This is a genomic window from Paraburkholderia sp. A1RI_3L (genome assembly GCF_048957895.1).
In the GTDB taxonomy this organism is placed as follows: domain Bacteria; phylum Pseudomonadota; class Gammaproteobacteria; order Burkholderiales; family Burkholderiaceae; genus Paraburkholderia; species Paraburkholderia kururiensis.
Genome location: NZ_JARCHA010000001.1, coordinates 1,097,717 through 1,110,558, shown reverse-complemented (window position 1 = coordinate 1,110,558; position 12,842 = coordinate 1,097,717). Strand labels below are relative to the sequence as shown.

The window sequence follows — 12,842 nt, the reverse complement described above, 5'->3', positions numbered from 1 at the left end:
ATATGCGGAAGCGCGCGGCGTGAAAGCCGCGCGCTCCCTTAGCCCTGAGCGGGGCCCCTCAGCAACCTTCAACGACAGAGCGCCTTGGCGTGATGCGCCAGATGGTCTTTGATGAACGTCGAGATGAAGAAGTACCCGTGGTCATAGCCCGCGTGACGGCGCAGCGTGAGCGGCTGCCCCGCCTGCTTGCACGCGGCCTCGAACACGTCGGGATTGAGCTGGTTCGCAAGGAACTGATCGTCGAGCCCCTGATCGACCAGAATGCCCTCGCTAAACCGCGCGCCCAGCTTCGTTACGAGTTCGCTCGCGTCGTAGTCGCGCCACACCTCGCGGTCGTCGCCCAGGTAGCCGCCGAACGCCTTCTCGCCCCACGGGCAGCGCATGGGCGCGGCAATGGGCGCGAACGCCGATACCGACCGATAGATCTCCGGATTGCGCAACGCCAGCATCAGCGCACCGTGCCCGCCCATGGAATGCCCGAAGATGCCAAGCCGCGCGCCATCCACGGGCAACTCGGCCAGCACGGTCTGCCGCAACTCGTCGCGCACGTACGAGTACATGCGATAGTGCTTCGCCCACGGCTCGCGCGTGGCATCCACGTAGAAGCCCGCGCCCACGCCGAAGTCCCACGAATCGGTCTCGCCGGGCACACCGGCGCCGCGCGGACTCGTGTCCGGCGCGATCAGCACGATGCCGTGCTGCGCCGCGACGCGCTGCGCGCCGGCCTTGATCGGAAAAGTTTCTTCCGTGCAGGTGAGCCCGGCCAGATAGAACAGCGCCGGCACGCGCGGCGCGCCCGCCTGCAACGCCTGCGGCGGCAGGTAGACCGAGAAGCGCATCGGCAGCCCGATGGCCGCGGACGCGTGACGGTAGATGCGCTGCACGCCGCCGTGGCAGCCGTGCGTTTCAACGAGTTCCAGCATCGCGTGCTCCTGTCAGTACAGCACCACTGAACGGATCGACTCGCCCCGCTTCATCAGATCGAAGCCTTCGTTGATCTTCTCGAGCGGCAGCGTGTGCGTGATGAGGTCGTCGATGTTGAGCTTGCCTTCCATGTACCAGTCGACGATCTTCGGCACGTCCGTGCGGCCGCGCGCGCCGCCGAACGCCGAGCCCTTCCACTGGCGGCCCGTCACGAGCTGGAACGGACGCGTGCTGATTTCCTCGCCCGCCGCCGCCACGCCGATGATGAACGACTGCCCCCAGCCCTTGTGCGTGCATTCCAGCGCCTCGCGCATCAGCTTCACGTTGCCCACGCACTCGAACGAGTAGTCGGCGCCGCCGTCGGTGAGTTGCACGATGTGATCGACCACGTTCGCCACTTCGTTCGGATTCACGAAGTGCGTCATGCCGAACTTCTTCGCGAGTTCCACGCGCTTCGGGTTGATGTCGACACCGATGATCTTGTCCGCGCCCACCATCTTCGCGCCCTGGATCACGTTGAGGCCAATGCCGCCCAGCCCGAACACGACGACGTTCGCGCCCGCCTCGACCTTCGCCGAATAGACCACCGCGCCCACGCCCGTGGTCACGCCGCAGCCGATATAGCAGACCTTGTCGAACGGTGCGTCTTCGCGGATCTTCGCCACCGCGATCTCGGGCACGACGATGTAGTTCGAGAACGTCGAGGTACCCATGTAGTGAAAGAGGGGCTTGCCGCCGAGCGAGAAGCGCGAGGTCGCGTCGGGCATCAAGCCCTTGCCCTGCGTGGCGCGAATGGCCTGGCACAGGTTCGTCTTGCGCGAGAGGCAAAACTTGCACTGACGGCATTCGGGCGTGTAGAGCGGAATCACGTGGTCGCCCTTCTTCAGCGTGCCGACGCCAGGCCCCACGTCCACGACAATGCCCGCGCCTTCGTGACCGAGAATCGCGGGGAAAAGCCCTTCGGGGTCGGCGCCCGAGAGCGTGTAGTAGTCGGTGTGACAGATACCGGTGGCCTTCACCTCGATCAGCACCTCGCCCGCACGCGGGCCTTCGAGGTCGACTTCTTCGATCGTCAGCGGGGCGCCCGCCTTCCATGCAACGGCTGCTTTCGTCTTCATTGTGTTTCGCTCCTTTGAGTCGTTGAGTTCGTGAGTGCCTGGCGTGCGTGTGACCTTACGCGCCAGGCTGCATTCTTTCTTGCTGCTTCATGACGGCCCTGCGCCATCGAACCAGCCTTTCACCCGTCCGTACAGATCGACGAAGCGGGCATGGCGTTCTTCCAGCCCGACGTCGCCGCTCGGTGTGGCCACCCGTGTTGCCGCCGGCGCAAGTGCCGGCAGGTCGGCTGCGGACCAATGGCCACACGCGACGCCTCCCAGCATCGCCGCGCCGCGCGCCGCGGCGTTCGGACTGTCCACGGCATGGAGTTCGGCCTGCAATGCGTCGGCGAGCAGCTGGCGCCAGCGCGCATCCACCGATCCGCCGCCCGCGAGCCTGAGCGACGGCACCTCGGCACCGCTCGCGCGAATCGCGTCGAGGCCCGCTCGCAGCGCAAATGCAACGCCCTCGAAGGCCGCGCGCATCATCGTGCCGCGCGTGTGTCCGAGCGCGAGGCCCAGCCAGCCGCCGCGTGCCGCGGGGTCGAGCCACGGCGAACGTTCGCCGGTCAGATAGGGCAAGAAGGTGAGGCCTCGCGCGGCGTCTACCGCGAAGGCGTCGCGATAGGCGTCTTGCCACTCGTACGCGAGCCAGCCGCGCACAGCTTCCAGCGCCACGCCCACGTTTTGCATCGCAGCCATCCGGTACCAGTGGTCCGTCGCGGCACGGTAGGCATGCAGGCCGCGCACCTTCGCGGGCTCGCGTGTCGACAGCACCACGATCTGGCCGCCCGTGCCCGTGGTGAGCAACGCATCGCCGTCGTTCGCGAGTCCGCTGCCGAGCGCGGCGCACGGGGTGTCGGCCGCGCCGATGGCGAGTGCGATGCCAGGCGTCAGCCCGAGCTGGCGTGCGGCTTCGTCGGCGAGCGTGCCGCCCGCGGCATACGACGGCGACAACGCCGCGAACCATCGACGCGGCAATCCGAGCGTGTCGAGCAGGTCGAGGTTCCATGTGCCGCCGGCGTCGGCAAGCGCGGTGGCGCAAGCGTCCGAAGGGTCGGCCGCTATCACGCCGCCCAGCGCGACGCGCAGCCAGTCTTTCGGTTGCAGTGCCCAGCGCGCGGCACGCAATGCATGCGGATCGTTGAGCGCGATCCAGCGCAGCAGCGGCCCCGCCATGCCAGGGGCGACAGGGTTCGGCTGCGGATCGGGCCATGCATCGAGCAGGGCGAGCGCGCGCGTGTCGGGCCAGAGCATGGCGGGACGCACGGCGCGGCCCTCGTCATCGGTCAACACTACGCCGTGCATCTGCCCCGAGAAACCGATGGCACACACGGCAGCACGCTCGTCGGCGGGCAGCTTGCCGGCGGCCTCGCACAACGCGCGCCACCACGTGTCCACGGAGATCTCGGCCCAGCCCGGGTGCGGCGTCTCGATGCCATAGGCCACGCTGGACGCGGCACGCTCGCGACCTTCGGCATCGATGATCGCGAGCTTCAGCGAGCCGGTGCCCAGATCGATGCCGAGAAAGCGCGCAACGGGCAGGCTCATGAACGCTCCGTGAAGAAAAATGACGACGATGATAACCACCCGGCAAGGGCCGCGTGACGAGATTCGCAAGCCGGAGCGCGAGGCACGGCGGCCACTTGCGTGCAGAAGATCGACGGACCAGACGGACGACCGTGCGGGACCGTCCGGGACCACCCGGGACCACCCATATGGCGCGCGGAATAGAGATCATAACGGGCACTGCACGCGCGTGGGCGCGGATCATACGGCGTGCCGGCGCCTTGGACCTTGCCGAGACGTCATGGCGGCACCCGGGCGCTGCCTACCGGTGCGCGCAGATCTCTCGCGCTCGCCCGCCGCGCGGTGCCATATCGTCACCCGGAGGCGGGGAATAGAAACGAGCAGTCTTGTTGGGCCTTTTCGTCCGGCATACCGTGGAGGTCATTCCCAACGAGATGTGGAGACAGCCGCGATGCCCCCGAACACCGTCCATCCCTGCGACGAGCGACTGCCGGCCGGCCAGTTGCTCACGCTCGGCATTCAGCATGTGCTTGTCATGTATGCGGGCGCCGTTGCTGTGCCGCTCATCGTTGGCAGCGCGCTCAAGTTGCCGAAAGACCAGGTCGCGTTTCTCATCAGCGCCGACCTGTTTTCGTGCGGTATCGCCACCTTGATCCAGACACTCGGCGTGTGGATCTTCGGCATTCGCCTGCCCGTCATCATGGGCTGCACGTTCGCGGCCGTGGGCCCCATGATCGCGATCGGCACGAATCCATCGCTGGGCATTCTCGACATCTTCGGCTCGACCATCGCGGCGGGCGTGATCGGCATTCTGCTTGCGCCCATGATCGGCAAGCTGCTGCGGTTCTTCCCGCCCGTGGTGGTGGGCACCGTGATTGCCGTGATCGGGCTTTCGCTGATGGAAGTGGGCATCAACTGGGCCGCGGGCGGCGTCGGTAATCCGGACTATGGCAATCCGGTCTATCTCGGTCTGTCGCTCGTAGTGCTGATGCTGATTCTGCTGATCAACCGGTTCGGCAAAGGCTTTGTGGCCAACATCTCGGTGCTGCTTGGCATGGTGGCCGGCTTCGTGATCGCCGCACTGCTGGGACGCGTGAACATGGCCGGCGTGACGAGCGCGCCGTGGGTCGGCTTCGTCATGCCGTTCCACTTCGGGCTGCCGCACTTCGATCCGCTCTCTATCGCGACGATGGTGACGGTGATGTTCGTCACGTTCATCGAGTCGACCGGCATGTTCCTCGCGGTCGGCGACATGGTGGACCGTCCCGTCGATCAGGCAACGCTGGTGCGAGGACTGCGCGTAGATGGACTCGGCACACTGATAGGCGGCATCTTCAACTCGTTCCCGCACACATCGTTCTCGCAAAACGTCGGGCTGATTGGTGTAACCGGCGTGAAGAGCCGCTTCGTCTGCGCGACCGGCGGTGTGATTCTGGTGCTGCTCGGGCTGTTCCCGAAGATGGCGCAGGTTGTGGCTTCCGTGCCGGCGTTCGTGCTGGGCGGCGCCGGCATCGTAATGTTCGGCATGGTGGCGGCTAACGGCATCAAGGTGCTCGCGAAGGTCGACTTCGTGAAGAACCACCACAATCTCTTCATCGTGGCCGTGAGCGTGGGCCTCGGGCTCGTGCCGGTCGTGTCGCCCCACTTCTTCTCGAAGCTGCCGCCTGCGCTCTCGCCCATCTTGCACAGCGGCATTCTGCTCGCGTCGCTTTCCGCAGTGCTGCTCAATCTCGTGTTCAACGGCGTGAAAAGTGAAAAAGCAGCGCAGTGCGAAATTCGACGCTCGGGACACGACTTCGACGGACGCGCCGCCGACGTGCATTGACTGCCTGCGTACCGCTACCCTACGAGCTGCGCCAACGCCCGGGTCATCTGCGGCTTGAGATCGCGTGCGTCTCTCGCCAGATTGATCTGCTTGGCCAGCTCCGCCACTTCCAGCACCTCGGGCTTGATGTCGTAGCCGCCGCGGTTATACAGCCAGCCCAGCACGTCCGCGAGATGCCACACCGAGGCGCTGCCTTCGTGAACCGGCATCGGAAAATTGTGTGCGTGACCGACCATGAGCTTGCGCATGTTCTGACGAGATACGCCCGCCACTTCCGCAACGTCGGTGAGCCCGACGAAGTCGGGTGCCGCCTCGATGAGACGCGCTGTGGGAATGGCGCGCTTCACGTCTTCCAGCGCGCTCACCAACGCCTCGCGCGCGCTCTTCGCTTCGCGCGTAAACAGCAACGCGATGCGACCCGGTTGCCCGATGCCAACCGTTGCGTCGTCGCAGCCTGCTTCGCCAAGCCGCTCGACGATCTCGTCGTAATCGAAATCTTGCGCAGCCAGCCGATACTTCAGCGTGAAAACGTATTCCATCTTTACTCCTGCTTTGTGCCGCACGTGTCCACTTCCTTCGCCTCACGCTTTTGACGGTGCGTCGTGCAATTGTCGACGACCCGCCGCAAGTGCTTCGCATGATTGCCCGGATTCTTCGGCGTGCTCCAGATACTCGTGATGCAAAATTCGCCGCAACGGCATTCAGCGTCGTTATACGGACAGTACAACCTGCCCCACGCATGCCCCTTGCCGCCACTTTGCACACGCCAGCCCTGTTCTTCCGCGTAGGCCAGCGCCTCTTCTACGTCCTTTTTCGAGTGTGTTCCACGAACCATCAACGGCCTCAATTCTCCAGTGATTATTACTCGTTGTCAACTGACAACTGTGATCGAACCGGACGTTTTGCGCAGGTATGCTCACCACTCACTACACGCCCCGCACATCGATCCGGCTAAAGGAGATGCTAGCCGCTACAGACACCAAAATGATGGACTGCCAATCAAGTTTGGCCATCCGGACGAGGGGCCCAAGCGAGATCTGGAGCGAAGCCCAATACTCGGCGACCCCATCGACCCAAAAGAAAAAGCCCTCGCCAGTCATTTTGACCAACGAGGGCTTTTGTCTCTTTGTCTATCCACCTCAACCTGCGAGGTCTTCAACCCGTCATGCGCGACCGCGGATTTCCCGCTCTCGCACGACGCACTACGTCACGTATCCCGATCGCCGCACGTGGCGCGGCACCTCATCCCGCCGACGCGGACGAAGCCGCCACGGGCGCGCTCGCCGCGCCGTAGTCGACCGGTGCGTCTGCCGGACGCGGCGGCTCTCCTGCCCGTTCGATCCAGCCGCCGCCCAGCGCACGATACAGATCCACGAGATTCGTCCACCGTGCAAGCCGTGCCGAGATCAGCGATTGCTGCGACGAGTACAGGTCCGTTTGCGCCGTCAGCACCGTCAGGTAGCTGTCCACGCCGTTGCGGTAACGCAGATCGGACAGATCCAGCCGACGCTGGTTGGCAAACGTGTTGCGCTCGAGTGCGGCGATCTGCTGATCGTAGGTGCCGCGCGCAGCGAGCCCGTCGGCCACTTCGCGGAACGCCGACTGGATCGCCTTCTCGTAGTTCGCAATCTCGATGCGCTTCTGCACGTTCGCGAGGTTCAGGTTCGCCACGTTCGCACCGCCCTGGAAGATCGGCAGCGTGACCTGCGGCACGAACGTCCAGGCTGCAGTGCCCGCCTTGAAGAGTCCGCCCAGCGTCAGGCTCTCGGTACCGAACGTGCTCGTGAGCGAGATCTTCGGAAAGAACGCGGCCCGCGCCGCGCCGATGTTCGCGTTCGCGGCGAGCAGCGTTTCCTCCGCTTCCATGATGTCGGGACGCCGCGTGAGCAGGTCCGACGGCAAACCGGCCGGAATGTCGGTCAGCAGGTTCTGCGCGCCAAGCGGCAAGCCTTGCGGCAGATCGCCTGGCAACGGCTCCCCGATCAGCAGAACAAGCGCGTTCTCCGCTTGCGCACGAGCACGCTCCTGAGCCTGCAGATTGGCCTTCGCCGTCTCGAGCACGCTCTCGGCCTGACGCAGATCGAGTTCCGTACCCGTGCCGTTTTCGAACTGCACCTTCGTCAGGTTGTACGAGTCCTGCGCCGTCTTGAGCGTGGACTGGGTCACCTGAAGCAGGTCGTCGTCGGCGAGCATGGTGAGGTACTGGTCCGCCACCTGCGACACGAGCGAAATTTCCGCTGCCTTGCGCGCCTGCGCCGTGGACAGGTATTGCGCAAGCGCCTGGTCCTTCAGGCTGCGGATGCGCCCCCAGAAGTCGATTTCCCACGACGCCGACAACCCGACGTTATAGACGCTGTACGGATTCGAGGGACCGGTCTGCAACGCACTGGGCACACGGGTGCGCGAGTCGGTTGCCACGCCGTTGATGGCGGGGAACAGGTCTGCGCGCGTGATCTGATACTGCGCCCGTGCGGCGTCGATGTTGAGCACCGAGACCCGCAGGTCCCGGTTGTTCTTGAGCGCGATTTCCACGAGCCGCTGCAGACGCGGATCGACGAAGAAGTCGCGCCAGCCGATGTCCGTGGCCGTAGCGCCGCTCGCGCTGCGCCCGTTCGTCGACGTGCCGCTCATGCCCGGCTGGGTCTCGTAGACGCCGCCGGTCGGGAACGACGACGCCACGGGCGCCGCTGGCCGTTCGTACCTCGGCGCCATCGTGCAGCCGGCGGCAAGCAAGGCGACCGCCGCTGCAATCAAAGCGTGTTTATGCATCTCAGTGTCCTTCCTTGCCCGAACCGTTGCCATCGTTGCCGCTACCGCCTTGCGGGCCGTGCGGGTGATGCTCGTCGTAATGGGCGAGCGCCTCGTCCGGATCTTCCTTCTCGCCGGCGAACCGCGCGCGGATCACCACGAAGAACATCGGGATCATGAAGATGGCGAGGAACGTCGCCGTCAGCATCCCGCCGATCACGCCGGTACCAATTGCGTGCTGGCTCGCCGAACCCGCGCCGTTACTGATGGCAAGCGGCAGCACGCCGAGAATGAACGCAAGCGACGTCATCAGGATAGGACGCAGCCGCAGCCGCGCGGCTTCCAGCGCCGCCTCGATCGGTCCCATGCCTTCACCCTGCTGCAGCTCGCGTGCGAACTCCACGATCAGAATCGCGTTCTTGGCCGACAGACCCACGGTGGTGAGCAGACCCACCTGGAAGAACACGTCGTTCTCGAGGCCGCGCAATGTCACCGCGAGCAGCGCACCGAGCACACCGAGCGGCACCACCATGATCACCGCGAACGGAATCGACCAGCTCTCATAGAGCGCCGCGAGACACAGGAACACCACGAGGATCGAGATACCGTAAAGGATAGGCGCTTGCGAGCCGGACTGGATTTCCTGGAACGACAAGCCGGTCCACTCGTAGCCGATACCCGCGGGCAGCTTCGCCGCGATCTGCTGCATGGCCTGCATGGCCTGGCCGGTACTCTTGCCCGGCCCCGCCGCGCCCTGGATTTCGACGGACGAAATGCCGTTATAGCGTTCGAGCTTCGGCGAGCCGTAGGTCCAGTGGCCGGTGGCGAAGGAGCTGAACGGCACCATCCCGCCCGAGCCATTGCGCACGTACCAGATGTTCAGGTCGCCCGGCGTCATGCGGAACGGCGCATCGCTTTGCACGTAGACCTTCTTGATCCGGTTGTCCGTATCGAGGAAGTTGTTCACGTACTGCGACGCCCACGCAATCGAGAACGTCTGGTCGACTGTGGATGCCGATACGCCCAGCGCCAGCGCCTTTTCACGGTCGATGTCCACCTTGAACTGTGGCGTGTCGTTCAGGCCGTTCGGACGCACGAGCGCGAGGTTCGGGTCCTTCGCGGCCATACCGAGCAACTGGTTGCGAGCCGCCATGAGCGCCGTGTGCCCGAGGCCGCCGCGATCCTGCAGTTCGAAGTCGAAGCCCGAGGCCGTACCGAGTTCCGGAATGGACGGCGGATTCACCGGAATCACCATCGCATCCTTGTAACCCGCATAGCGCGCGAACATGCGGCCCACGAGCGCCTGCACCTTCTGGTCGGCGTGCTGCCGCTCGGAGTAGTCCTTCATCCGCACGAACACGAGGCCCGAGTTCTGGCCACGGCCCGCGAAGCTGAAGCCGTTCACCGTAAACACGGCTTCGACGATGCTCTTCTCGTCCGTGAGCAGGTAGTTCGAGATGTTCGCCAGCGTGCGCGCCGTGGTTTCCTGCGTCGAGCCGGACGGCGTCTGCACGAGCACGAACATCGAGCCCTGATCCTCGTCGGGCAGGAACGACTTGGGCAGGCGCACGAACAGCAGCCCCACCGCCACGATCACCACCAGATAGATCACGAGCCAGCGGCCCGAGCGCTTGATCACGTGGTGCACGCCCGTGTGGTACTTCTCGCGGCTCTTGTCGAAGGTGCGGTTGAACCAGCCGAAGAAGCCCTTCTTCTCTTCGTGGTGGCCCTTCGGAATCGGCTTGAGGATCGTTGCGCAGAGCGCCGGGGTCAGGATCAGCGCGACCAGCACGGAGAGCACCATGGCCGCCACGATCGTGAGCGAGAACTGCCGGTAGATGGCGCCCACCGAACCGCCCGAGAATGCCACCGGCACGAACACGGCCGAAAGCACGAGCGCCACGCCCACCAGCGCGCCGGTGATCTGGTCCATTGCCTTGCGCGTCGCTTCGCGCGGTGAGAGCCCTTCTTCGGCCATCACGCGCTCCACGTTCTCCACCACCACGATCGCATCGTCCACCAGCAGACCGATGGCGAGCACGAGGCCGAACATCGACAGCGTGTTGATGGAGAAACCCACCAGCGCCATGATCGCGAACGTGCCCAGGAGCACGACCGGCACCGCGATGGTCGGAATGAGCGTGGCGCGCAGGTTCTGCAGGAACAGGTACATCACGAGGAACACGAGGACGATACCTTCCAGCAGCGTCTTCACCACTTCCTCGATCGAAAGCCGCACGAACGGCGTCGTGTCGTACGGATACTTCACGACGAGGCCCGGCGGGAAGTACTTCGACAGCTCGTCGACCTTCTGGCGCACGAGCTTGGCCGTCTGCAGCGCGTTCGCGCCCGTGGCGAGCTGGATACCGAAGCCGGCCGTAGGCTGACCGTTGTACTTCGTGTCGAAGTTGTAGGTTTCGCCGCCCAGCTCGATGCGCGCCACGTCCTTCAGCCGCACCTGGGAGCCGTCCTGATTCACCTTCAGCAGGATGTTGCCGAACTGCTCGGGCGTGCGCAGCAGCGTCGCTTCAGTGATGGTGGCCTGCAGCGCCTGGCCCGGCACCGCAGGCGTGCCGCCCAGCTGACCGGCGGACACCTGTACGTTCTGCGCCGAAATGGCGTTCGACACATCGACGGGCGTCAGGCTGTAGTTCGTCAGCTTGTTCGGGTCGAGCCAGATGCGCATGGCGTACTGCGAGCCGAACAGCGTCACCGTGCCCACGCCGTCGATCCGGCTGATCGGGTCCTGGACGTTCGACGCGACGTAGTTCGCCAGGTCGTAGCGGCTCATGCTGCCGTTTTCGGAGTTGAAGGCGAGCACGAGCAGGAAGCTGCTGCTCGACTTCGTCACCTTCGTGCCGAGCTGCTGCACGACCTGCGGCAGAAGCGGCGTGGCGAGCTGCAGCTTGTTCTGCACCTGCACCTGCGCGATGTCGGGGTTGGTACCCGCGGCGAACGTGAGCGTGATGGTGGCCGTGCCGGAGTCGTCGGACGTGGAGGACAGATACAGCAGGTGGTCGAGACCGCTCATCTGCTGCTCGATCACCTGCGTGACGGTGTTTTGCACCGTGTCCGCCGAGGCGCCCGGATAGCTCGCGCTGATCTGGACCGCGGGCGGCGCAATGGTCGGATATTGCGCCACCGGCAAGGTGAAGATCGACGCGATGCCGGCGAGCATCAAGATGATGGCGATCACCCACGCGAAGATCGGGCGATCGATAAAGAACTTTGCCATGAAGCAGGCTCCCTGTTATTACGCGCCCGACGCAGCAGACGCCGCGGAAGCAGCGGCACCTGGCTGCGCGGCGGAACCGGCGGCAGCGCCCGAGCCCGCGGCGGCACCCGTTGCACCCGGTGCGCCTGGCACACCTGGCGCCCCGCCCGCTTGCGCACCAGAGGCCGGCGCGGCCGGCAACTGCGCCGGCACGGCCTTCACCTCGGCGCCCGGACGAACCTTCTCGGTGCCCTGGACGATCACGCGGTCACCCGGGTTCAGTCCGCTCTCGACGATCCAGTTCGTGCCTTGCGTGCCGCCCGTCACGATGGTGCGGATCGCCACCTTGTTGTCGGCGCCCACCACGAGTGTCGTGGCCTGGCCCGACGCGTTGTGCGTCACGCCCACCTGCGGCACGAGGAAGGCGTTTTCGTTCATGCCCTCTTCGATGCGCGCGCGCACGAACATGCCGGGCAGCAGCACGCGGTCGGGGTTCGGGAAGATGGCGCGAACCGTGACCGAACCGGTGGTCTGGTCGACGGTGACGTCCGAGAACTGGAGCTTGCCCGGCTGCGAATAGGCGCGGCCGTCTTCCAGCAGCAGCGTGACCTTGGCGGCATGCGGACCGGCGGTCTTGATCTTGCCTTCCTGAATCTGCCGGCGCAGCTCGAGCCCTTCGAGGCTCGACTGCGTGAGGTCGACGTAGACGGGATCGATCTGCTGCACGGTGGACATCAGCGTGGCCGCGCTCGCCTGCACGTAAGCGCCCGGCGTGACCTGCGAGATGCCGACCTGGCCCGTGATGGGCGAGGTCACATCCGTATAGCCCAGATTGATCTGGGCCGTTTCGACTGCGGCCTTGCCCGAAGCGACGTCCGCGGCGGCCTGCCCTTGCGCGGCCACGGCGTCGTCGTAGTTCTGCTTGCTCACGGCGTTCGCCGCGACGAGCACCTTGTAGCGCGCCACCAACGCGTTCTGCGTGGCGAGGTTCGCCTGCGCCTTCGCGAGCGTCGCCTTCGCGCTATTGAGCGAAGCGATGTAAGGCGCCGGATCGATCTTGTACAGGCGCTGGCCGGCCTTCACGATGCTGCCTTCGGTGAATTCCCGGCGCAGCACGATGCCGTCCACCCGCGCGCGCACCTGCGCGACGAGGTAGGCGCTCGTGCGGCCCGGCAATTCCGTGGTGACCGGCACGGCGGTCGGCTGGACCGTCACCACGCCGACCTCGGGAGTTTGTTGCGGCGGTGCCGATTGTTTTTGTCCGCATGCTGCCAACACCACGGCAGCGGTCGCGACACTGATTAAGCGGAATGGAACCCGTTCGACGCGCATGGAGCAACCTCTGTCTATGACTGGGAACACAAAAAGTGCGTCCGTCTCGTGCGGGAGACGGGCACGCACACAAGCGTGTGAGACGACACAGTGACCGGACGCCTGAAGGCGATCACGCAGGGATATCGGGTGGAGCTCCCCGACTGAAAGGGAGACACCCATGCGCCGCCGG

General features: G+C 65.2%; 9 protein-coding genes. 1 reads left to right on the top strand and 8 read right to left on the bottom strand.

The window, feature by feature from the left end; all coding sequences use genetic code 11:
- Positions 1-68 precede the first annotated feature (68 nt).
- The 3 genes from fghA to PXJ20_RS05175 form a co-directional block, all read right to left on the bottom strand.
- Positions 69-923 carry an S-formylglutathione hydrolase gene (fghA, locus tag PXJ20_RS05185; RefSeq protein ID WP_421030314.1) on the bottom strand — a complete coding sequence of 285 codons (855 nt, stop codon included), beginning with the start codon at positions 921-923 and terminating at the stop codon, positions 69-71.
- Positions 924-935: 12 nt separating this feature from the next.
- Positions 936-2,042 (bottom strand): S-(hydroxymethyl)glutathione dehydrogenase/class III alcohol dehydrogenase, encoded by a 1,107-nt coding sequence (locus PXJ20_RS05180; RefSeq protein ID WP_413213085.1) that lies wholly within the window; start codon positions 2,040-2,042, stop codon positions 936-938.
- Between the two features lie 87 nt (positions 2,043-2,129).
- Positions 2,130-3,572, bottom strand: a complete 1,443-nt coding sequence (locus tag PXJ20_RS05175; RefSeq protein WP_421030313.1) for a xylulokinase — start codon at positions 3,570-3,572, stop codon at positions 2,130-2,132.
- Positions 3,573-4,002: 430 nt separating this feature from the next.
- Between PXJ20_RS05175 and PXJ20_RS05170 the strand changes: the two genes are divergently transcribed.
- On the top strand, positions 4,003-5,376 hold the full coding sequence (locus PXJ20_RS05170; protein WP_413213083.1) for a nucleobase:cation symporter-2 family protein: 1,374 nt from the start codon (positions 4,003-4,005) through the stop codon (positions 5,374-5,376).
- A gap of 14 nt (positions 5,377-5,390) precedes the next feature.
- Here PXJ20_RS05170 and PXJ20_RS05165 read toward each other — a convergent pair whose 3' ends face one another.
- From PXJ20_RS05165 to PXJ20_RS05145, 5 genes are all read right to left on the bottom strand, one after another.
- Positions 5,391-5,915: a helix-turn-helix transcriptional regulator gene (locus tag PXJ20_RS05165; RefSeq protein ID WP_421030312.1), complete on the bottom strand. Its 525-nt coding sequence runs from the start codon at positions 5,913-5,915 to the stop codon at positions 5,391-5,393.
- A gap of 2 nt (positions 5,916-5,917) precedes the next feature.
- On the bottom strand, positions 5,918-6,211 hold the full coding sequence (locus tag PXJ20_RS05160; protein ID WP_421030311.1) for a hypothetical protein: 294 nt from the start codon (positions 6,209-6,211) through the stop codon (positions 5,918-5,920).
- Between the two features lie 407 nt (positions 6,212-6,618).
- On the bottom strand, positions 6,619-8,145 hold the full coding sequence (locus PXJ20_RS05155; protein ID WP_033350235.1) for an efflux transporter outer membrane subunit: 1,527 nt from the start codon (positions 8,143-8,145) through the stop codon (positions 6,619-6,621).
- 1 nt (position 8,146) lies between these two features.
- Positions 8,147-11,359: an efflux RND transporter permease subunit gene (locus PXJ20_RS05150; RefSeq protein ID WP_413213081.1), complete on the bottom strand. Its 3,213-nt coding sequence runs from the start codon at positions 11,357-11,359 to the stop codon at positions 8,147-8,149.
- 18 nt (positions 11,360-11,377) lie between these two features.
- Entirely contained in the window at positions 11,378-12,670 is a 1,293-nt protein-coding gene (locus PXJ20_RS05145; protein WP_277597340.1) for an efflux RND transporter periplasmic adaptor subunit, read from the bottom strand.
- Positions 12,671-12,842: the final 172 nt, after the last annotated feature.

Coding starts and splice junctions, on each gene's coding strand:
- fghA (WP_421030314.1), bottom strand. CDS start 923: ATGCTGGAACTCGTTGAAACGCACGGCTGCCACGGCGGCGTGCAGCGC.
- PXJ20_RS05180 (WP_413213085.1), bottom strand. CDS start 2,042: ATGAAGACGAAAGCAGCCGTTGCATGGAAGGCGGGCGCCCCGCTGACG.
- PXJ20_RS05175 (WP_421030313.1), bottom strand. CDS start 3,572: ATGAGCCTGCCCGTTGCGCGCTTTCTCGGCATCGATCTGGGCACCGGC.
- PXJ20_RS05170 (WP_413213083.1), top strand. CDS start 4,003: ATGCCCCCGAACACCGTCCATCCCTGCGACGAGCGACTGCCGGCCGGC.
- PXJ20_RS05165 (WP_421030312.1), bottom strand. CDS start 5,915: ATGGAATACGTTTTCACGCTGAAGTATCGGCTGGCTGCGCAAGATTTC.
- PXJ20_RS05160 (WP_421030311.1), bottom strand. CDS start 6,211: ATGGTTCGTGGAACACACTCGAAAAAGGACGTAGAAGAGGCGCTGGCC.
- PXJ20_RS05155 (WP_033350235.1), bottom strand. CDS start 8,145: ATGCATAAACACGCTTTGATTGCAGCGGCGGTCGCCTTGCTTGCCGCC.
- PXJ20_RS05150 (WP_413213081.1), bottom strand. CDS start 11,359: ATGGCAAAGTTCTTTATCGATCGCCCGATCTTCGCGTGGGTGATCGCC.
- PXJ20_RS05145 (WP_277597340.1), bottom strand. CDS start 12,670: ATGCGCGTCGAACGGGTTCCATTCCGCTTAATCAGTGTCGCGACCGCT.